Raw genomic sequence first — 20,213 nt, forward strand, 5'->3', positions numbered from 1 at the left:
AATGGTGGGTCATGATGGACTTGAACCATCGACCAATGGATTAAAAGTCCACTGCTCTACCAACTGAGCTAATGACCCGCTCTTTTAGCCGCATTTTGGCTGTTGTTACCAATCGCCTGCTGCGGGCGCTTATAATACTTATTTAAATGCTGAGTGCAACAGAAAATATCTCTTTTTTTAAGTTTTTATGTCTAGTTGCCTAATTTTAGACCGCTTAAGTCAAAAAGCAGTCTAATCAGGTCAAATCTACAGTTGCGACAGACGTTCTGTGGCTAATTTAGCAGCGGTTGTACTTGGGTACTGATTAATTAAATCATTAAAGGTTTTAAGGGCTTGTTCGCCTAAACCTTGATCAACAAGTAAGTTGCCTAACTTCAACATAGCATCAGGGCGTTTATTCGAATTCGGAAATTCATTCACAACCACTTTAAAGTGTTTAGTTGCAGCAGCGGGATCGTTTTGAATTGTTAAAAGCTGCCCTAACCAATAATGCGCGTTTGACGCATACACTGAATTTGGATAAGTCGTTAAGAATGTTTGGAACTCAGGTATTGCTTGCTCATAACGCTTATCTTTCATAATTAGCGCCACAGCACGCTCATAGGCTTCATTTTCAGATAAGTCTGAGCTGATAGTCTGTGATGCATTTATATCTGTGTAAGTGTTCGTTGGCTGAGTTGCTGCCGCAGGCTGAGAATAGGCCTGACTAACGCGATTCTCAATTTCTTGATAAAGCTCACGTTGACGTTGGAGCACTTTTTCAAGCTTATAGCTTTGCTCTTCAGTAATGCCACGAACCTGACTCACTTCGTCTTGTAATATATTCAACTGCTGCTGAAGCTCAGCTTGCAATAAATTACGTGACTTCATCATGTTTTCTAATGCGATTAAACGCTTCTCTATGCTCGATTGCGAGCTTGCAGCTTCTGAAACAGGAGCGGGAGCAGCCCATAACTGGGTGCTCCCGCTTAAGATCATTGCTGCCAAAATAATTTTCGGCTTCATAATGTCTCTTTCTTAGTAAACTAATACTGCGCGACGGTTTTTAGCGAACGCTTCTTCAGTGCGAGATTTAACCATTGGCTTCTCTTCACCATAGCTCACTACCGACATTTGGCTAGCAGAAACACCTAAGCTTTGTAGATATTTTTCTACTGCTTGACCACGGTGCTCACCTAATGCGATGTTGTATTCAGGCGTACCGCGCTCATCTGCGTGACCTTCGATTAGTACTTTAACTGAAGGGTTTTGTACTAAAAACTCAGCGTGTGCTTGTAGAAGCTCAGCGTATTTGCTTTGGATTTTAGCGTTATCAAAACCAAAGTAGATGATTTGTTCTTGACGTAACGCTTCGTATTTTTCACGAAGTGCTTCTTCAGCTTGTTGCTCTGGAGTAAGCGTTGCAACTTCAACTGTATCATTGTTGTTTGCTTGCTCAACCGCACCTTGGTTTGTTTGGTTTGCAGCACCTTCGTCAACACCTGAAGAAGAGCTACATGCTGCTAAAGTCATCACTGGCACAGCAATTAGCAGGCCTTTTAAAGTTTTATTAAGTTGCATTGAATTGATTCCTATATTGAGTAAACCAGTAAAATTACTGTAAATAAGGCGACCAAGCCGGTGCCTTAACTTGTCCGTCTAGCACAGGTAAGCGTGCTTTAAAGCGACCATCCATAGAAACTAACGCTAACACCTGTTTATTATTATGAAGCGTGCTGTAGATAATCATCGAGCCATTGGGTGCAATACTCGGCGATTCATCTAGGCGTGTTCTCGTTAATACTTGGAACGCACCTGTAGCTAGCTCTTTCTTAGCAAGATGGTATTGACCGTTTGTACGGTTCACCATCACTAATTCTTTTCCATCCGGTGAAACCGAACCTGCTAAGTTCATGTCACCATCAAAGGTCATTCGTTTTGACCTACCTGTTTGCAAATTTAACTTATAAATCTGAGCATTACCACCCCTTTCAGAGGTAAACACGATATCTTGACCATTTGGAAACCATGATGGTTCAGTATCTATACTGCGGTGATTTGTAAGTCGAGTTTCTTTGCGTGTTGCAAGGTCTAATAAGTACACTTCTGTTGCGCCATTACGGTCTTTTGATAGCACTAACAGTAGTTTTTTACCATCAGGAGAAAACTGAGGCGCACCATTAATACCAGGGTGACTGGTAATTAGTTCGCGTTTTCCTGTATATAAGTCTTGAATGTAAATTTGGCTTTGGCGATTTTCAAACGTTACATACGCTAACTTAGTCCCATCTGGCGACCACGCTGGTGACATAAGCGGCTCTTTAGAGCGAAGCAACACTTGCTCATTAAAGCCATCATAATCAGCAACCACCAATTGATAAGGTTTAGCGTCATTTTCACGCACAATGACATAGGCAATTTTTGTTAAAAATGCGCCTTTTTCACCCGTAAGAGCTTCGTAAACCACGTCGCTGATACGGTGTGCGTATCGACGAAAACCATTTTCACCAATAACACTTTCACGTGCATCTAAAATATGATCTTGGCTTTTAACCAATTTACCGTTGCTCATTAATTGTGTTTCGCCGCCCGTAATTTGGCCACGAATCACATCAATAAGTTCATATTTAACACGGTAACGGCCATTAGGTTGTTGCTCTACCTCACCCACTAACACAGCTTCGACACCTTTATTAACCCACGCGCCGTAATCAACATCTGAATCTTTAGCAGGAAGCTGAGGCATAGTATTAACGTCGATCGGCTTAAATTTTCCGCTGCGCATTAAATCGGCAGCAATCACTGAACTTAACTTTTCAGGGATAGGACCCACACCTTGATATTTAAAAGGCACAACCGCAATTGGGCGCGCACCATCGATACCATCGGTGATCACGATTTCTAATGCAGCACTGGCAATGCCATGAAAGCCCAGTAATACAATAAAACATGCTGTTTTTATCTGGTTAAACATATCATTCCTTTAAAATTGAGGCGCTATTGTTAAATTAATATTTTTTAATTGCTCAAATACTTCACGATCTGGTGATACAGGTAGCGTGTCGGCCATACGCACTGCGCGCATCGCAGCTTCGCATACTAACGTATCTCCACCCAATGATTTAACTTGGGTCACCAAACCATTAAAGCCAAGGCGAATATTAAGGCGACATTCTTTGCCTTTCATCTTCTCATCTTTTAAGAAGTTTTGCTGAATACGCGCCATAATTAACGCTTTATATTTCTCAACTTCGCCAACAACCTGCTGCTGACGCACTTTATCACGTGCAGCCTGTTCTGCAGCCAGTTGCTCTTGGAGCATTTGCTCTTGCAATGCCTGCTGACGCTTACGCTCTGCTTCAGCCTCTTTGCGTTTACGTTCAGCTTCAGCTTCTGCAGCTTTGCGCTTGCGCTCTTCTTCCGCTTTTTTCAATGCTTCTTCTTCGGCTTTACGCTTCTGTGCCGCGGCTTTTGCTGCTGCTTCGGCTTCTTGCTTTTGCTTTTCAGCTTGCTGCGCTTTAGCACGTTCTTTCTCTTGAATTTCACGCGCTTTCTTTGCTTGAGCTTCAGCTTCGGCTTTTTCTTTCTCTTTCGCACGACGCTGCTGTTCTAATTTTTTCAAACGGCGGTCTTCAGCTTCACGTTGCTTACGCGCGTCATTAGCACGACGCTCTAAATCACGAATACGTTTTGCTTCTGCTTGCTTTTTAGCTTCTTCTTGCTTTTTTAGCTCGGCAATCTTTTGCTCAACCTTCTGCTGATCAACCGTGACAGCTGACACCGCTTTTTCAGGCTCAGGTAATGCAGGGTTTAAAGTCACCTCCATTACTTTTGGTGCTGGCATATGAAAATTGGCTGTCGCCACTAATAAACCTGCAATTGCCAAGTGCAAAAGAACTGATTTTATTACTGATGCACCCATAACTAGCCTTTATTCCCCTCAAACGATTCGGTCATAAGGCCAACTGAAGGCACCCCTGCATTTTTAAGAAAATCCATTAACAACAATACTTCTTGATAAGATACACGACCTGAACCTTTGATCATAACCGGAGTATCGGGATTTTTTTGCAACTGTAATTTAATCACAGCAGCGACGTCTAATGCTTCCATCGGTGCTTCTGGGTCAGTGCCGATACTGACATAATACTTACCTTCAGCGTCAATTGACGCAATGATAGGCGGTGTATCTTTTGTATCGACAAGATCAGATTCTTCCATTTTTGGCAAATCTACTTTCACCCCATGAGTAATTAATGGGGCTGTTGCCATAAATATAATAAGTAGTACCAACATAACGTCAATGTAAGGTACTACGTTTATCTCCCCTACTGGGCGACGTTTTTTACGCTGATACATTCGCTTTTGCCTCTATTTGCGTAGCTGCTTGGCGGTGTAAAATATTGGCGAACTCTTCCATGAAGTTAATATAATTACCCTCCAGCTTTTCTACTTTATTTGCAAAACGGTTGTAAGCAATAACGGCTGGAATTGCCGCAAATAAGCCCATTGCAGTTGCAATAAGTGCTTCGGCAATGCCCGGTGCAACCATTTGTAATGTAGCTTGTTTCACTTCACCTAGTGCGATAAATGCATTCATGATACCCCATACAGTACCAAATAAGCCGATATAAGGACTAATAGAACCAACGGTCGCCAAAAACGATAAACTAGATTCTAATTTTTCAACTTCACGCGACAAAGCAACACGCATTGAACGATGCGTGCCTTCCATAACGATACTGGCACTTTGGAACGTATTTTTTTTGTGGCGTGCAAATTCTTTAAAACCGGCAACAAAAAGAGCTTCAACGCCCGAAGCTCCGCCTGGGCGGGCAGACACTTCATTATATAATTTACTAAGATCAACACCTGACCAGAACTTTTGCTCAAAACGCTTTGCGCCATTTAATGCATCAGAAATCGCTTTTTTACGTTGAAAAATAATTGCCCATGACATGACCGACATACCCACTAATGCCAACATCACTAATTGGACAAGTACACTGGCTTCTAGAATAAGATCTAAAAAGTTAAGCCCTGATCCCACGTTAAACTCCTAAAATAGATTTCTATATAATTTGTTATATTTTTTACACTTGCATTTATTGACCACAAACTTGGCCAAAAGTTACATCTAGTGTATCTAGTCAATAATGAACTGACAACGCTCTTGCTGTGAAATAGCGGCAAATAACGGTGAAAAGCACTCAGCTTAGCTATTTTTTGCTCACAATCCTTTAAAAACTTATTTTTGCTGTGTTTTCACTGCAAAAATGAGTACCACCATTAGGCAACTAAAAATATAGCAAAACCTCATAAAATACGGCGTTTATTCATATTTTACGCATAAACACCCAAAACATGTTTTGCAAATCTACTACAGAATACTTAAACTAATCCTGAACAATGTTTGTTGATATTATAAAAATCATTTTATTCATAAACTTAAAGTAAAAACACTCAATAAGTGAACAAAAAGAAAACAAACCAACAATTCACTCACATTAGTTTTTTTTATCTGAAAATTAAATTTTTCTAGTTTGAAGAAAAATCCACCATTGCGTATCATTTCCCCATACCGAGCTGCAACCTTTGAAAGTTTTTTCATTAAGCTCCGTTTTTTGCAATATGAAGTTTCGTATTGCACTTGGTTGACTTAAACAGGATAAAACCTCTTTAAGAAAACCGTAGTTCCCTGGATTACTTCCTTCAACTTGTTGTTTGCCCGCATGCTTATGCGGGCTTTTTTTTGCCTGCACAAACGTCAATGAGAATACCTACAGATAACTTAACAGCATGTGAATTACAGATGTTAAAATGAGACCATCAATCGTGGTTTGTGGTTTGTGGTTTGTGGTTTGTGGTTTGTGGTTTGTGGTTTGTGCAAAATAAATCCACATTAACCTTAGGCAAGCTTTTTTATATTTAATCGCTACAGTACTACCTTCTAGTATCTACCTTCTAATATCTACTTTCTAATATCTAACGTCTAAAAACTAAAAACCCCGCTAAGCGGGGTTTTGTTATTTATCTGGGGTAAGACCAAAATGAAGGTAGGCAATATCAGAAACGAGTCGCCCTCTGGGCGTGCGTTGAATAAATCCTTGTTGAATTAAAAATGGCTCAATGACATCTTCAATAGTCTCTTTTTCTTCGCCAATGGCAGCCGCTAAATTATCGAGACCCACGGGGCCACCCATAAACTTTTCGATAATGGCAAGAAGGTATTTTCGGTCCATGTAATCAAAACCGCTTTTATCAACATCGATCATATCAAGTGCTTGTTCAGCGACTTCGGCATTTACTTTACCGTCTGATTTAACTTGCGTGTAATCTCGTACTCGGCGCAAAAGTCTGTTTGCTATTCGTGGTGTACCGCGTGAGCGTTTAGCAATTTCAACGGCGCCTTCGTCACACATGATTAAATCTAAATATCGAGCAGAGCGGGCAACAATTTTTGATAAATCTTCAACCGAATAAAACTCTAAGCGTTGCACAATGCCAAAACGATCTCGCAATGGCGATGTTAACGAGCCAGCACGCGTTGTAGCCCCTATTAATGTAAAAGGCGGTAAATCGAGCTTAATTGATCGTGCCGCAGGACCTTCACCAATCATAATATCGAGTTGATAATCTTCCATTGCGGGGTAAAGTATTTCTTCTACTTGCGGACTTAAGCGGTGAATTTCATCAATAAACAGTACATCGCCTTCTTCAAGGTTAGTTAATAGCGCGGCTAAGTCGCCCGCTTTTTCAAGAACCGGCCCTGAAGTCGTTTTAATGTTTACATTAAGCTCATTCGCTACAATATTAGCCAGTGTTGTTTTACCCAAACCCGGCGGACCAAAAATGAGTAAATGGTCTAACGCCTCACCACGATGACGAGCGGCTTCAATAAAAATTTCCATTTGTTGCTTAACATGCGGCTGGCCTGTGTAGTCGTTTAATAGTTTTGGACGTATTGCACGATCGACACTGTCTTCATTACTTTGTTCACTCGCATCAATTAAGCGATCTGCTTCAATCATGGTGTACTCACAACATTGACTTTAGAGCTTCTTTAATAAGAACCTCTGTTGTCATACCTGGTTTATTTACAGCTTTAACCGCTTTTTGCGCTTGCGGTAGTTTATAGCCTAAAGATTCAAGTGCCGATACAGCATCATCCGCAGCATTATTCGCTACTAGCGTATCATTACTTGCAGGCTCAATAATGGCATTATCGCTAAATGGTGTGAATAAGTCATTACCCCAATTTTTTAGCCTGTCTTTCATTTCAAGTACCAAGCGCTCTGCAGTCTTTTTGCCCACCCCAGGCAGTTTAACCAAGGTTGTCGCATCTTCATTGTTAACACAACTAACAAACTGCTGCGCCGACATGCCCGACAAAATGGCAAGGCCAAGTTTAGGGCCTACCCCATTTGCTTTTAACAGCTCTCTAAATAAAGCACGCTCAGTTTTATTATTAAAACCAAATAATAACTGTGCGTCTTCGCGAACAACAAAATGAGTATAAATAACCGCTTGTTCACCCACATTGGGTAAATCATAAAAACAGGTCATTGGCATTTGCACTTCGTAACCGACACCACTTACCTCTATAAGTATTTCTGGTGGCTGCTTTTCAACAAGTAACCCATTTAATCGACCTATCATATTACTTCCTTAATCGTCCTCTTACGGTTTTGCTCGCGCTGCCCGCAAGTTTAATTAAATTTTGTTCTGAGTGAGCATGACAAATGGCAATTGCTAACGCATCGGCAGCATCGGCTTGCGGGGTTCCCGGCAGTTTTAGAATATTTTTAACCATATGCTGTACTTGCGATTTATCGGCACCACCATTCCCCACGACCGCCTGTTTTATTTGTCTGGCTGAGTACTCAAATACGGGCAACTCTGCCATTGACGCACCGACTATGGCGGCCCCACGGGCTTGACCAAGTTTAAGTGCTGAGTCAGGATTATGTGCCATGAACACTTTTTCAATGGCAAAATTATCAGGCGAAAACTGTTCAATTAATTGGCTAACACCTTGATAAATCATTTTTAAGCGTATAGGAAAGTCGTGATCAGCAAGCTTTATACAGCCACTCCCTAAATAAGTAAATTTAGTACCTTGGTGGGCTATTACCCCATAACCTGTTAATCGTGAACCAGGATCAATCCCTAAAATAATCGCCAACTAACTGACCCATTTATAAAATCATCATCTGCATTTAATAATGCCAGAGCACTGTATAAATTACCAGTAACTAATTGCAGTTCATAAAAAATGCCCGCAATTGCGAGCATTTTTTAAACATCGTCTTTATCCTAGCGACCGCAGTAAACCTTGAGTATTTTTTCGCATGGTACGCGCTATCATTAAATACCCTAAACACGCAACAAATAACCCACCTGCTGCGGGGCCTATTAACCAAATATGTGGATGCAACTTACCTGCTAATTCGAACATTTGTTTTTGTACAATTAACAAAGCAACATCACTGACAACAGCCGCGACTAAACCGGCCGTAAAGCCTAATAATAAAAATTCATACAAGGTCGCGTTTTTAATTAATCGCCCTTTAGCGCCCAGTGTACGCAAAATAACAATTTCTTGCATACGCTCACCTAGGCTGGCTTGCACTTGCGAAATAAGCACTAAAGCACCACACGCAACAACAATCGCGAGTACAAAGCCAATCGCTAACGATACTTGCTCTATTGTTGAGCGTATTTGCTTAATAAAGCTTTCAACATCAATCGCATTCACCGTTGGGTATTGACGTAATAACTCACTAAACTCTCGCTTTTGATCTTTATTTACACGCACCGATGAAATATACGTCGCAGGGAAACTTTGCAGCACATCGGGGCTCAAAATAATAAAGAAATTCGGTTTTAAGGTGTTCCAATTTACTTTACGTACACTGGTAATTTTGGCATCGAATGACTGAGCGCCAATTAAAAAGGTGAGTGTATCGCCCAACTCTACATCTAAACGCGCTAACATTGACTCTTCTAATGACGCCTCTGCCACTGAGTTCTCGGTAAACCATGTACCGTCAATTAACTCATTTTGCTTGGGTAGCTCAGCGCGCCACGTAAGATTTAACTCGCGGCCAATACCTGAACGTGCTTCTTCATCTTTTTTCTCATTGTCTTCTAATGATACCTCGCGAGCCACCAGCTCACCATTAACGGCATTAACACGACCACGAACAATCGGGTAAAAATCTGACGTAGGCATGTCACGCTCTGCTAAAAACGACGTGATAGGTTCAAGCTCAGCTTCTGTTATATTCACTAAAAATGAGTTTGGCGCATCGGCTGGCAATTGTGACTGCCAATCTGAAATCATGTCGTTTTTAAGTACGATTAAAAACAACAGTAATTTAATAGCAAGCGCAAAGCTTATAAGCTGCACCGCGTTTACGTTCGCTCGCTTTTGAATTGAAGCAATCGCTAAAGACCAACTATTACCAGGACTTAAGCCTAGCTTACGACCCCCACCAAAAATAAGCTTCGATAGACCAAATAGCACCACGATTAAAAACGCTGTTGAGGTAAATAAAATGGCCGTAATTTTAATGTTATTACTGAACAACCACATTAACAAAAACACCGTTAGCGCCGACATTGCAAGGTGAATTTTGCTCACTAATAAACGGTCACCCAAGTTGCGACGAAGTACACGCAATGGGGGAATATCAAATAAATCCAGCAGCGGCTTAATCGAGAACATAACGGCACAAATCACACCTGTACTGACTGCGATAAGCCAAGGTTTTGCCGATGCGCTTGGCAGCTCTGTGCCCATTGACTGAGCAAGGTAATCACTGGCTATCATTTGTAAAGAATAACCAATAACTAACCCCAAAATGACCGACATTGTGCAAACTAAACTTAAATGTAATAAGTAAATTTTACGGATAGTTGCCCTACTGCCACCAAGAGTTTTCATCATTGCGACTGGGTCATATTGCCTTTCACAGTAGCGTTTTGCCGATACCGCAATTGCCACTGCCGCTAAAATGATACCTAACAAACCTGCCAGTAATAAAAAGCTCTCCGCTCTATTTAAGCTGTTCGCAATAGGTGATTGCCTGTCTTTAACACCATACCACTGTTGGTTTTCTTTCATTTGGGGTTTAAGCCAAGCATAAAAGGTGTCTAAGTCACTTTGCTCACCGGCATACAATTGACGATAAAACACGCGACTCCCCGGCTGGATCACCTGTGTCGCGTCTATGTCACGTTCATTAATTAAAATGCGTTGACTACTGGAAAAAACATTAAAAGGAGCATCGGGTTCTTCGGCAACCACTCGACTTGCTGTAAACGTTGCAGCGCCCAGCTCAACTTGACTACCAACCTGAATATTAAGCGCATAAAACACCGACTCACTAAGCCATACCTCACCTGTTTTTGGCACTTCGTCAGTAACAATAGCATCTGAAGTTAAGCGTGTTTTTACTTTAAGTTCGCCTTTTAATGGATAACTATCAGAAACCGCCTTTACTGAGCCAAGTTGCATTTCGTCACCTGCAAATAGCATGGTATCGAAATACGTAATTTTTGCAGTGCGTAAGCTCTGTTCCTGCGCTTTTTGCAAATACTCTGTTGGTAACTGATGATTACTGGCCAACACACGATCCGCAGCGATAAAGGCACTACTTTTTTGCGCAATACTTTGACCAATTCGGTCTGTTACCATAGAAAGCGTTAATACGGTGAGCACAGCCAAAGCAATAGCTGCACTGATCACCGTTAATTCACCCCGTTTAAACTCACGGGAAAACAGTTTAAGTGCTAACTTAGCCCACATTCGCTTGCACCTCTTCGCTCTCTTTTACTGTTACTAATTGACCTGCTTCAATGTGTAAAATTTGTTGGCATTTTTCAGCAAGCTGTTCGTCATGGGTTACTAAAATAAGCGTGGTACCGTGTTCTTTATTCAGTTCAAAAAGCAAAGATTCGATCAATCTACCATTTTTGCTATCAAGGTTTGCTGAGGGCTCATCCGCGAACAAAATTTTAGGCGTACCAATGAATGCACGCGCAATTGCAACACGCTGTTGCTCACCACCAGAAAGTTGCGAAGGATAATGCCCCACACGGTGGCTAAGACCCACTTTTTCGAGTAACTCTAGGGCTTGTTGTTTTGCATTTTTACTACCTGCAAGCTCTGCCGGTAGCATCACATTTTCAAGCGCGGTTAAACTTTGCACAAGCATAAAAGACTGAAACACAAACCCCACTTTATCAGCGCGTAATGCCGCGCGGGCTTCTTCATCTAAATCGTGCAATGCAGCGCCGTCTAAATGAATGCTGCCACTGGTTGACTGGTCAAGACCTGCTAATAAACTCAGTAACGTAGACTTACCCGAGCCCGATGTGCCAACAACGGCAACAGAATCGCCCGACTTGACATTAAAGCTGATGTCACTGAGGATGGTTAGGTCACCCTCCACTGTGGTGACTGTTTTAGTAAGTCCATTAACTTGAATGATGTTTAATTGAGAAAGCGCTGACATATGATGCATCCAATCCTACGTTTTATATTCGTTTTACTGTTAGTAATCAAACCACTTACGGCAGCAGCTGACAACACAATTTTAATTTTAGGTGACAGTTTAAGCGCCGCTTACGGCCTCAAACAAGAGCAAGGTTGGGTTAAATTGTTACAAGATAAGTACGATGAAAAAAGCCAACCTGTTAACTTAGTTAATGCAAGCATTAGCGGTGACACAACTGGCGGAGCACTTAGACGACTCGATACCCTGCTAGCCGAATTTGAACCCACTCATGTACTTATTGAGCTTGGTGGAAATGACGGTTTACGTGGTTTTCCAATCAAACGTTTACACGCTAACTTACGTGATTTAATTAACAAAAGCCAACAAGCAGGTGCCAAAACTGCCGTGATGGAAGTTCAGATTCCACCAAATTATGGCCCCCGCTACACTAAGTTATTTACCGACAGCTTTGAAAGTATTGCCAATGAAACCGACAGCGAACTTATGCCATTCTTTATGTTAGACATAGCAGGTCGCCCGGAGCTCATGCAAAACGACAATTTACACCCAAACGCTGATGCCCAACCATTAATACGTGATTTCATGTATAAAACGATCAATGATTGGCTAGATTAACACCTAGCCTCTGTCTTTATTGCTTAAAATGAACAATAAACAAGCAATCAGACAACAGGTGTATTGATTTTTATAAAAAAAGACGTACTATTGCCTCAAATGTCGGCATATAGCGCAGCTTGGTAGCGCACTGTCATGGGGTGTCAGGGGTCGCAGGTTCAAATCCTGCTATGCCGACCATTTTCCTCCCCCACTGTATCTCTAATCGCTTTCTTTATTGCGTTGCAGTTTAAACTCAGTGAATATTTGGTTCACATCTACTTTTGCGCCTAACTTTGCAGCGATTAAAAACAACCCAGCTAACTTCCTGTGTACGAATAGTGCGTCAACTGGTGGTGCATGCCAGTATTGCGATGCAGTGCTCATTTCAAGACCGAGTTCTTTGATGCGTTTTGGTAAATCGCTTTTAGCGAAATCGTACTCGCCTTGGCAGCTAAGTGGCTCACACGCGAGTAGAAAAATATCGACAACGTTATCAATGTATTCTTGCGCTAGTTCTTGCCCAAAATACCCGATACGCTTGGCTGCTGATGCAACTTCTGCCCTGTCATTTTTGGCGGCTGCTGATAATAATTGCAAATAACCATTGCTTATATGTTGAGGTAATTCACGTGTTGCGCCAAAGTCTAATAACACTAAACGCTGCTGGTCCATTTGATACTGATAGTTGGCAAAGTTAGGGTCTGTTTGTATCAGCTTAAAGGTAAATAGCTCATTTAAAAACAAACGCAGTAACTGTTCTACCGCTTTGTTTCTTAACGCTTGCTGTGCATCTACAAGTGCCTCTATCTCTTGCCCTTCAACAAAATGCATGACTAGTATCTGCTTTGAGCTGAGCTCATCAACCACTTTTGGAATAACGTAGTTTTCATCATCGGCTAAGCAAGCGCGATAACGTGTTAGGTATCGTGCTTCAAGTTCGTAGTCTGCTTCATTTATCAATTGCTGTTTAGCTTCATCAATAAGGGGTTGCAGGTCCACATTTTTTGGGAGCAGGCCACTTATTTTGAGTAGATAAGCAAGGTTATCAACATCACTGGCAATCCCTTTTGCAATGCCTGGGTATTGAACTTTCACCGCCAGTTTTTTCCCCATTTCAGTGTAGGAAATATGCACTTGCCCTATCGACGCAGCAGCGAACGGCCGTAATTCAAAGTGTGATAAGTGCTCTAGCCACGCATCCCCCCAATGGTTGCGCATTACCTGTACGAGCTGTTTGTGTGGCATAGGTGTCGCCTCAGCACGTAATCGAGCGAGAATAGCCGACAATTCGGGCGTAAGTAACTCACCACTGTCCATCGACAACAGTTGGCCTAATTTCATTGCTGCACCACGGAAATGGGCAAGCTGCTCGGTAAGACGCTGAATATTCTTAGGCTGTAATAATAATTCTTGACGAGAGGTTTCCTTGCCAGCGACCCATGCTTTTGCACTTGAAAACAGCATATTTCCCGCCACTTTCGAGACTAAAGCACCAAGGCTTGCAGCCCTTGAAAACCTTGATGTAGGCACCGCACTTTGTTTAATAGTCATAGGGTGTCACGTATTTTATGTATCATGTTTTAAATACGTAAGTAAAAGAACTTTAGATCCCCTTTGTATTGAGCTTTAACAATGTATGTAATTTTAAACACGACACAATACACGCTATAAAAATCAATTAACTTGTAGTCAAGATAAAAGTGATTTCGTCATTTATCACTCAAACTACGTCATTTTAAGCCACTAAATTGAGGCGAAAATTGGAAAATTTCTAAGTATCGACAATACTTTATTATTATAAATTACTCATTTCTCAGCTCTGGCCTCTCAATGTCTCTTAGAACACAATTAATATTATTATTGAGCACTTTGTTTATTGTCGTTTTGATAAACACTTTTATTGTCTTTATTCTCGACAGAGAAGGCCGTTTAAAATTTGATGTACTTAATCATACTCATGAAATTATTGATCAATCTGAACGACTCTATAATCATATTATTAATGCTGAAACGGGCCAAAGAGGTTATCTTTTAACAGAAAACCTCAATTATCTTGATCCCTACTACCGTGGTTTAGAAAAAACGAAAGAACAATTCCTAATACTCAATAAGCTGACTCTGAATGACAAAAAACAGCAACAAAACCTTGCACAACTTGATGCATTGATTGAGAAAAAATTCGCCGAACTGAACTTAACGATTAATTTAATAAAACAAAATACGCCCCATGCAGCCGAAGAGGCAAAAAGCATTGTTTACACCAACGAAGGTAAAGCGTTAATGGAGCAAATTGAGGCGTTAATAAAACAATTTCAAAATATCGAATAGTTTTTTTACCCGTCCAAGAATGTCTTAAAAGCCCTGTTATTTGCTTGTAAATACAGGGCTTTTTTATTTTTCCCGTCCAAATCGGTTTGCAGATGTCCGTTACCAGTTGCTGTTTAAGTGGTGGGCAAAATGGTGGGCAAGCCCTGTTTTTTTGACTCAATAAGCAAAAAGTCAAGGCATCTGGTGAGCAGATTTTTGCATCTATCTCACCACCGCCTTATGCCATCTCCACTTATCGTGCTGCTTGCAGATTGTTCAATCACTCAACTATCGAACCAATCGATAAACAAACAGTGGTGGGCAATGGTGAGCAAATTTTAACGATTTCTTAGGAATATAGAGTAACAAACGATGGCAAAACTAACCGCAACTCAGGTGCAGTCTTATGCTCGCACCGCAACAGCAAACAAAAAATACAGTGATGGGAATGGCCTATATTTTTGCGTAAGAAAATCTGGCATGCCGTATTGGATGCTAAGGTATACCAGCCTAAACGGACGACGAGAAGCCACGCTCGGTCAATATCCAAGCATGACCTTAGCAGAGGCTCGACTTGAATCGTCTAAAATGCAGCTACAACTTCAGCAAGGTGAAGATCCATTAGCAATTCGCGCTATTGAAACCATCCCAGAGATCCAAAATGTCAGCCAGCTGTTTCAAGACTGGTATGCCAAAGACTTAAGTCGCCGATTAAAACACCCAAATATACCCAAACGTGTTTTTACCAAAGAGATTGCACCCGTGATTGGTCAACTCCCTATCCAAGCAGTGCGCCCCACACATGTACGAGAAGTATTAGAGCGCATTCGAGAAAGTAACCGCCCTACCATCGCCAACGACACATTAATGTACATGAAGCAGTTGTTTCGACATGCGATAAAGCTCGACTTAACGCTGAACAACCCCGCCGCAGCATTTACCGTGGACGATGCCGGTGGCGTGGAGTCCAGTAAAGACAGGATGCTCAGCAAAGAGGAAATTCACTACGCCTTTAGCGTGTTTCATACCCATATCAATAGCTTTGGTCGCGATAACTACCTCGCTTGCTGCCTGTTTTTGGTGTTGGGCGTGCGCAAAAGCGAACTGTGCGAAGCCATGTGGCGTGAAATGGATTTAACCACGGGCGTGTGGGATCTACCCAAAGAACGCAGCAAAACCGGCGTGCCAATCAGCATCCCCTTACCGCGCCAAGCCATTGCTTGGTTTAACGAGCTGCAAATCCGCGCTTGTGGCTCGCCTTATGTTTTCCCGGCCAGACGAGCAAGCCATCGTCCCCATATGGGGCCAGATACGCTGAACCGAGCCATTTCTAAACTCTTTGGTCGAGAACCGGGTCGCAAAAAACAGCCACCCAATAAAATGGGCAAACTTGAACACTTCACCGTACACGATTTGCGCCGCACCTTTCGCAGCCTTGCCGCCTCTTTGGGTATCGCAGGCAACGTGGCCGAACGCTGTCTTAACCATAAGCTAAAAGGCGTTGAGGGCATCTACGACCGACACGATTACTTTGAAGAGCGCCGTATTGCCCATCAAACCGTGGCTGATGTGGTTGAACCGCTGGTGAACTTTGAGCACACTTCACAGCACAACACAGGAGGGCGTTAACATGCAACTGATGATGCGACTCGCCCCCATTACCTTTCCAATAGCCATGCTGGCAGGCCTTGGTTGGTGTATTGGCATTGCCTTACTCGATCAACCTCATGGTATAGGCTACGCACTTACTCGGTATTGCCTGTCGACATTGGTGGTACTCGCCCCTTGGCTGGCGCTAAAACTCACGTTCTACGTGATTGTCAGCCTAGGACGCAAACTGGGGCTTATCCCGCCTGCACGCCCAACGTACAGCTTGGGTTATGAAGAATCACTCTATTGGTTCAGAGTATTAGCCTTTTTCGATGGCAAACGCAGCCGCATGCCGAAAAGGCCCATCAGGCGAAACTAACAACCCCCCCATTTGCTCACTTACCGTGGGCAGTTGGGACAATGGGGCAACACTTGATATACAAGCTTTAGAAGGTGAATAAAAGGGATTTGAACCGCCCCAAGGAGTGGGGCAATCGGGGCTTTGATTGACAACACAAGTCACCAAACATACCTTTCAAACACAGCTTTCAAACCACTATGACCGGCGCCTCTGCATTTCTGTACGCGTCGGTTCTCATTTTAGCGTAGCGGTATGCTTCGCAAATGTGTTTCAATTGCTTCAATCATCGACTTGGTGAGCGGTAAATGCGCTTTTTCTTTCGCCCAGATTTCATGAAAGCCTGCCACGGTTTGCTTGGCAGTATCTAACACCAATTTTTCTGGCAGCATGGCTTTAGCCGCCAAGTGTGACAGCTCATCCAGCGTGAAATCACTGAATTTCTTGCTACGACTCACCTTCAGCGATGCACTATCATCGGGGATATAAGGAATGGTCGAGACAAAGTCATAGGCAGGCGCAATCGATGCTGCGCGCTTGTCTTTGTAAATCACAGACCAATTCTTCAGATGCATATCCGCATTGCCAATTAGGGTATTGAACACCAATCGACGCGTAAATTCTGCAATGTCTTCGTCTTGACCTTCGATGCCGATAACCTGAGCAATATTGCGCATACTGGCTTTTTTGTATTTATCTTGAGGATAGACGCCAAACACTTGCGCAAAATCTTCAATATGTATGGCTTGATCACCTGCACGATCAAAGCGCTTGATCACAAACGCCTGAGCATTTTTAAAAGCATCGCCAAATTTACCAATACCATCTGGGATATTAGCAATCTGGTTAATCGGGAGTAGCTGCGTTTCTGGCACATCCATCCCCAACATGCGAGCCAATTCCATCATCGAATATTCATTTTCTGGCACAGCGTCAAAGCGAGACGATGGCAATTTCACAATCCAAGAGCCACCTTGGCCGGTTACTGGAATAGTCAAACCACCGTTTGCCTGTTGTACAGCTGAAAACTTCAACTGCACACCCGCCAATGAGAAGCGCATCGGCGCTTCAATTTTCGTTTCTTCGTCAATGTCTTGATGCACATTAGGCGGCAGCGCTTCGCCATCAGCAGGTTCAACCGTGATCGCACCTGCTAAATCTTGTCCTAACACCCACAATAGAAAAAACTCCCGTGCTGGATTCACTCCGGCACGCTCAGCCAGGTAATGACGCATGGTTTCTTCTGGCAAAAGGTTAGAGAAAAACGGAGTTAACTTGGTTTGGGTCGGTTTAAAATTAGTCAATAAGCCACCCAGTGCATCTTTAAAACCCAGCCCTAACACGGGCCGCGATTCGTCATTAATGTACGAATCCATAAAGGCAAAAAGCGTTCTGTCATTGCCCACGTTAGTGATCGTTGCGATAGGTTCCCCGTAGAGCAACACGTTGAGCGTAGAGACATGGTTAGTCATTGTCGTCTTCCTCTAACTGATATGCGGGCGACATTGGCTCACCCTCGTCGCTGATGCCGTTAATACCTTGGCCACTTCGAATGATTGACTTGATGGCAGGAATGGACTTTTTAGGCGCAACCAATAGCTCTAGGTCGAGTACACGGGCAAGTGCAATTAAACTGGATATTCTTAAATCAACACCGCCAGACTCGATTTTCGAAATATGGCTTTGCGGTACACCCGACCGTGCGCTTAACTCTCTTTGGCTAAACCCCTTGCGTACCCGAGCTTCTCGAAGACTTTCTAGTATCTGCTCTGTTACATAACTCATTTCGATACGCCTTAATGCATCAATTAAGAATAATTATACACAAAAACATATCACCGCAATCCCGCAAACACAAGAATGATTAGCTATTATGTATCAAAAAGCACTTTCTAATATGCAATTATAGATAACTTGTAACGCGCGCTCACTTACCGTGGGCAGTTGGGACAATGGGCTGTAATTTGAATAGCTTGCTTACAAAATACCACATCCAGATTTAAGCTGAATCAACCAACCCAACTACTTACTTTGATCAGCTGATGCAATCCCCCTATATGCCTCATTTGCTAATCCATGAGTTTCAACAGCCGCCACACACTTCCCCATGCCTTTACCCCCATACGCCAAAACCACTATCCGTTTGGCTTTTGGATCGAAACGCCAAACAGGGAAATTAGACCACTTACTGTTTGGCTTCTCGATTGAAATCCAACGCTGCTAGGCCTTGCCGGTACTGGCTTAAAGAAAGGTTTCGCACTTTTTGCACCCTAAATCAACCTCGGCATCAAAGTACAAACCGTTTGATTTTTTAAACCCAGAATGCAAACGATCGTTTGGCGTCTCGATTTTTTTGCACTAGCCAAATGCCGCCAAACAGCACCGTATTGGACTATGTATATCAAACAGTTAGCAGCGCACAGGTCATCAGAAAAAACTGATTTGACTGGTTAGTTTGATGGCCATTTCTTTCATCTATTTCACCACCGCATCTGCACCCGACGACTGAAAATAGACGACATGAAAAACCAACAAGGTGATAAGTGACGTGTTATGGGCAAGTGGTAACGATTGGGATAGAGAATGGATACAGCAGGTGGTCGCTTTACTGGTTGGACATGGCGCGTTTACCCTCTACCCGGCACTAAGCCAGTGCGATAATGCCGCCGAACGCTTAACCCGCTGGCTAACCTATCAGTTACCGCGCGTTAAACAAGCGCACCCAGGCTGCCCGATTCACCAATGGCTGAATAGCATTGGCGCGCAAGTGATCGTAGAAAAATGGCAAAGCCCCGAGCAATGGCCAAACCTCTATTGGCTACCTTTACCTGAGGTTGATGGCCACGCGCAAGGCGGGTTGGTTTTGTTACCAGCACATTTGTTACCTACATATAGGGATGGCACGAGCCAAACCAACACATTGCACGTAAACACACCGGCCAACGCCCGTATTTTTTGGTGCATTACGCCTTTATCTAAAGCAGGAAAACGCGCTACCTTGCACCCCAAACAGCAAAACAGCGCCTTTTGCCTGCCCAGTTCGCCAGAGCTAATGGACAAATCATGTACGGGGTTATTACTGAGAGGTTTGAGAAAAGAAAGCCAAAAACGAAACGGCAACGTGATCAGCCACCAGATTAACCTAGCGCTGCTGCACCACCTTTGTGGGCCAGAGAATGATGTGTGGATTACGAGCAAATGCTTTGGTAACGAGAACAAAACTCAACAACAAGGCTAAATAACTTGATATTTGTTTTGAAGAAAACCACAATTTCACTCAAGCTATTTAAAGCTGGTTGCGCCTTTACCTAGCGTTTTGGCTCGCGGCTGCGCCTCAGTCGCCGTTAAGACTGGGGCTTATCTCTTACAAACTACCCGAAATCACAATCTCAAGAAACGAGTAACCCCTCACAGGGCGCTGATCTAACGGGTAGCGCGAGGGGTGTTGTTGGTGCGATTTTAATATTAACAATGCAAAATGGCCATCTATTCGTACCATCTCGTGTTGATCCACCAGGGCAACCGCATACTTTTACCCAAAAATAAGCTCTGCTCTGAATTCATCGGCCCAGCCAGCCATTTTGAGTTTGCTTCTCATGCTGGCTTTCTTGGGGTGTAAACGAGCCATATTCAAACAAAATCGCCTAATCACTCCGACATTTTCCGCTCCGTCCTCTTTGCGTATTCGGCTATCATCTTCTTTAAACGTCACGTCTAACACCCAGTGGACTTTATTTTCGACTTCCCAGTGTGCTCGGATAGCCTGGTTGACCGCAGCGGGGTCAATATCCAGTGAACTGATGTAATATTGCGTTTCAGTGCTCACCTCTTTGTCTTTAAGGTGGCGCTCTCGCTCT

The 20,213-nt window shown here is 43.0% G+C and carries 21 protein-coding genes and 2 tRNA genes; 6 read left to right on the forward strand and 17 right to left on the reverse strand.

Annotation, left to right across the window (positions count from 1 at the left end; all coding sequences use genetic code 11):
* Positions 1 to 2 precede the first annotated feature (2 nt).
* From BM378_RS13900 to BM378_RS13960, 13 genes are all read right to left on the reverse strand, one after another.
* A tRNA-Lys gene (locus BM378_RS13900) sits at positions 3 to 78 on the reverse strand.
* Positions 79 to 246: 168 nt separating this feature from the next.
* Positions 247 to 1,005 (reverse strand): tol-pal system protein YbgF, encoded by a 759-nt coding sequence (ybgF, locus tag BM378_RS13905; RefSeq protein ID WP_036967786.1) that lies wholly within the window; start codon positions 1,003 to 1,005, stop codon positions 247 to 249.
* Between the two features lie 12 nt (positions 1,006 to 1,017).
* Positions 1,018 to 1,560: a peptidoglycan-associated lipoprotein Pal gene (gene pal / locus BM378_RS13910; protein ID WP_036967784.1), complete on the reverse strand. Its 543-nt coding sequence runs from the start codon at positions 1,558 to 1,560 to the stop codon at positions 1,018 to 1,020.
* Positions 1,561 to 1,594: 34 nt separating this feature from the next.
* On the reverse strand, positions 1,595 to 2,953 hold the full coding sequence (gene tolB / locus BM378_RS13915) for a Tol-Pal system beta propeller repeat protein TolB (protein WP_036967780.1): 1,359 nt from the start codon (positions 2,951 to 2,953) through the stop codon (positions 1,595 to 1,597).
* 9 nt (positions 2,954 to 2,962) lie between these two features.
* The gene (gene tolA / locus BM378_RS13920; protein ID WP_036967778.1) at positions 2,963 to 3,901 is read right to left on the reverse strand and encodes a cell envelope integrity protein TolA; all 939 of its coding nucleotides are present in this window, start codon (positions 3,899 to 3,901) and stop codon (positions 2,963 to 2,965) included.
* A 2-nt stretch (positions 3,902 to 3,903) separates the two neighbouring features.
* A complete protein-coding gene (tolR, locus tag BM378_RS13925) occupies positions 3,904 to 4,338 on the reverse strand; it encodes a protein TolR (protein WP_036967776.1) in 435 nt (144 codons plus the stop codon).
* The gene (gene tolQ / locus BM378_RS13930; RefSeq protein WP_036967773.1) at positions 4,325 to 5,029 is read right to left on the reverse strand and encodes a protein TolQ; all 705 of its coding nucleotides are present in this window, start codon (positions 5,027 to 5,029) and stop codon (positions 4,325 to 4,327) included. Before tolQ ends, tolR begins: the two co-directional genes overlap by 14 nt.
* A gap of 478 nt (positions 5,030 to 5,507) precedes the next feature.
* On the reverse strand, positions 5,508 to 5,750 hold the full coding sequence (locus BM378_RS13935; protein WP_036967770.1) for a hypothetical protein: 243 nt from the start codon (positions 5,748 to 5,750) through the stop codon (positions 5,508 to 5,510).
* A gap of 255 nt (positions 5,751 to 6,005) precedes the next feature.
* Positions 6,006 to 7,010 carry a Holliday junction branch migration DNA helicase RuvB gene (gene ruvB, locus BM378_RS13940; RefSeq protein ID WP_036967767.1) on the reverse strand — a complete coding sequence of 335 codons (1,005 nt, stop codon included), beginning with the start codon at positions 7,008 to 7,010 and terminating at the stop codon, positions 6,006 to 6,008.
* A gap of 7 nt (positions 7,011 to 7,017) precedes the next feature.
* Positions 7,018 to 7,638, reverse strand: a complete 621-nt coding sequence (ruvA, locus tag BM378_RS13945; RefSeq protein ID WP_036967766.1) for a Holliday junction branch migration protein RuvA — start codon at positions 7,636 to 7,638, stop codon at positions 7,018 to 7,020.
* 1 nt (position 7,639) lies between these two features.
* Positions 7,640 to 8,164, reverse strand: coding sequence for a crossover junction endodeoxyribonuclease RuvC (gene ruvC / locus BM378_RS13950; protein ID WP_036967765.1), 525 nt, complete (start codon positions 8,162 to 8,164; stop codon positions 7,640 to 7,642).
* Positions 8,165 to 8,290: 126 nt separating this feature from the next.
* Positions 8,291 to 10,792, reverse strand: a complete 2,502-nt coding sequence (locus BM378_RS13955; protein WP_065978521.1) for an ABC transporter permease — start codon at positions 10,790 to 10,792, stop codon at positions 8,291 to 8,293.
* Positions 10,782 to 11,501 carry an ABC transporter ATP-binding protein gene (locus BM378_RS13960; protein WP_036967761.1) on the reverse strand — a complete coding sequence of 240 codons (720 nt, stop codon included), beginning with the start codon at positions 11,499 to 11,501 and terminating at the stop codon, positions 10,782 to 10,784. The genes BM378_RS13955 and BM378_RS13960 overlap by 11 nt, the downstream gene beginning before the upstream one ends.
* Here BM378_RS13960 and BM378_RS13965 point away from each other — a divergent pair, their 5' ends adjacent.
* Entirely contained in the window at positions 11,502 to 12,119 is a 618-nt protein-coding gene (locus BM378_RS13965) for an arylesterase (RefSeq protein WP_074989417.1), read from the forward strand.
* A gap of 103 nt (positions 12,120 to 12,222) precedes the next feature.
* Positions 12,223 to 12,299: transfer RNA gene (locus tag BM378_RS13970), tRNA-Pro, on the forward strand.
* 21 nt (positions 12,300 to 12,320) lie between these two features.
* On the opposite strand, the gene BM378_RS13975 is transcribed toward BM378_RS13970, so the two are convergent.
* Entirely contained in the window at positions 12,321 to 13,652 is a 1,332-nt protein-coding gene (locus tag BM378_RS13975; protein ID WP_074989418.1) for an ABC1 kinase family protein, read from the reverse strand.
* 279 nt (positions 13,653 to 13,931) lie between these two features.
* Here BM378_RS13975 and BM378_RS13980 point away from each other — a divergent pair, with 279 nt between their 5' ends.
* The 3 genes from BM378_RS13980 to BM378_RS13995 all read left to right on the forward strand — a co-directional run bounded on the left by BM378_RS13980 (position 13,932) and on the right by BM378_RS13995 (position 16,377).
* On the forward strand, positions 13,932 to 14,429 hold the full coding sequence (locus tag BM378_RS13980) for a CHASE3 domain-containing protein (protein WP_074989419.1): 498 nt from the start codon (positions 13,932 to 13,934) through the stop codon (positions 14,427 to 14,429).
* Between the two features lie 351 nt (positions 14,430 to 14,780).
* Entirely contained in the window at positions 14,781 to 16,037 is a 1,257-nt protein-coding gene (locus BM378_RS13990; RefSeq protein WP_007146798.1) for a tyrosine-type recombinase/integrase, read from the forward strand.
* A gap of 1 nt (position 16,038) precedes the next feature.
* On the forward strand, positions 16,039 to 16,377 hold the full coding sequence (locus BM378_RS13995) for a hypothetical protein (RefSeq protein WP_074989421.1): 339 nt from the start codon (positions 16,039 to 16,041) through the stop codon (positions 16,375 to 16,377).
* A gap of 221 nt (positions 16,378 to 16,598) precedes the next feature.
* Here BM378_RS13995 and BM378_RS14000 read toward each other — a convergent pair whose 3' ends face one another.
* Both BM378_RS14000 and BM378_RS14005 read right to left on the reverse strand, forming a co-directional pair.
* Positions 16,599 to 17,828: a type II toxin-antitoxin system HipA family toxin gene (locus tag BM378_RS14000; RefSeq protein WP_007146796.1), complete on the reverse strand. Its 1,230-nt coding sequence runs from the start codon at positions 17,826 to 17,828 to the stop codon at positions 16,599 to 16,601.
* Positions 17,821 to 18,141 (reverse strand): helix-turn-helix domain-containing protein, encoded by a 321-nt coding sequence (locus BM378_RS14005; protein WP_007146795.1) that lies wholly within the window; start codon positions 18,139 to 18,141, stop codon positions 17,821 to 17,823. Before BM378_RS14005 ends, BM378_RS14000 begins: the two co-directional genes overlap by 8 nt.
* 763 nt (positions 18,142 to 18,904) lie before the next feature.
* Between BM378_RS14005 and BM378_RS14010 the strand changes: the two genes are divergently transcribed.
* Positions 18,905 to 19,594, forward strand: coding sequence for a hypothetical protein (locus BM378_RS14010; protein ID WP_074989422.1), 690 nt, complete (start codon positions 18,905 to 18,907; stop codon positions 19,592 to 19,594).
* 294 nt (positions 19,595 to 19,888) lie between these two features.
* On the opposite strand, the gene BM378_RS14015 is transcribed toward BM378_RS14010, so the two are convergent.
* Positions 19,889 to 20,213: ISAs1 family transposase (locus tag BM378_RS14015; RefSeq protein ID WP_143104587.1), on the reverse strand; the 325-nt coding region annotated here is incomplete at its 5' end.

Origin of the sequence: Pseudoalteromonas lipolytica (genome assembly GCF_900116435.1) — a bacterium.
GTDB lineage: Bacteria > Pseudomonadota > Gammaproteobacteria > Enterobacterales > Alteromonadaceae > Pseudoalteromonas > Pseudoalteromonas lipolytica.

Bases quoted from the DNA above. Each gene is read 5' to 3' on its own strand.
- ybgF (WP_036967786.1), bottom strand. From the start codon at position 1,005: ATGAAGCCGAAAATTATTTTGGCAGCAATGATCTTAAGCGGGAGCACC.
- pal (WP_036967784.1), bottom strand. From the start codon at position 1,560: ATGCAACTTAATAAAACTTTAAAAGGCCTGCTAATTGCTGTGCCAGTG.
- tolB (WP_036967780.1), bottom strand. From the start codon at position 2,953: ATGTTTAACCAGATAAAAACAGCATGTTTTATTGTATTACTGGGCTTT.
- tolA (WP_036967778.1), bottom strand. From the start codon at position 3,901: ATGGGTGCATCAGTAATAAAATCAGTTCTTTTGCACTTGGCAATTGCA.
- tolR (WP_036967776.1), bottom strand. From the start codon at position 4,338: ATGTATCAGCGTAAAAAACGTCGCCCAGTAGGGGAGATAAACGTAGTA.
- ruvB (WP_036967767.1), bottom strand. From the start codon at position 7,010: ATGATTGAAGCAGATCGCTTAATTGATGCGAGTGAACAAAGTAATGAA.
- ruvA (WP_036967766.1), bottom strand. From the start codon at position 7,638: ATGATAGGTCGATTAAATGGGTTACTTGTTGAAAAGCAGCCACCAGAA.
- BM378_RS13955 (WP_065978521.1), bottom strand. From the start codon at position 10,792: ATGTGGGCTAAGTTAGCACTTAAACTGTTTTCCCGTGAGTTTAAACGG.
- BM378_RS13960 (WP_036967761.1), bottom strand. From the start codon at position 11,501: ATGTCAGCGCTTTCTCAATTAAACATCATTCAAGTTAATGGACTTACT.
- BM378_RS13965 (WP_074989417.1), top strand. From the start codon at position 11,502: ATGATGCATCCAATCCTACGTTTTATATTCGTTTTACTGTTAGTAATC.
- BM378_RS13975 (WP_074989418.1), bottom strand. From the start codon at position 13,652: ATGACTATTAAACAAAGTGCGGTGCCTACATCAAGGTTTTCAAGGGCT.
- BM378_RS13980 (WP_074989419.1), top strand. From the start codon at position 13,932: ATGTCTCTTAGAACACAATTAATATTATTATTGAGCACTTTGTTTATT.
- BM378_RS13990 (WP_007146798.1), top strand. From the start codon at position 14,781: ATGGCAAAACTAACCGCAACTCAGGTGCAGTCTTATGCTCGCACCGCA.
- BM378_RS13995 (WP_074989421.1), top strand. From the start codon at position 16,039: ATGCAACTGATGATGCGACTCGCCCCCATTACCTTTCCAATAGCCATG.
- BM378_RS14000 (WP_007146796.1), bottom strand. From the start codon at position 17,828: ATGACTAACCATGTCTCTACGCTCAACGTGTTGCTCTACGGGGAACCT.
- BM378_RS14005 (WP_007146795.1), bottom strand. From the start codon at position 18,141: ATGAGTTATGTAACAGAGCAGATACTAGAAAGTCTTCGAGAAGCTCGG.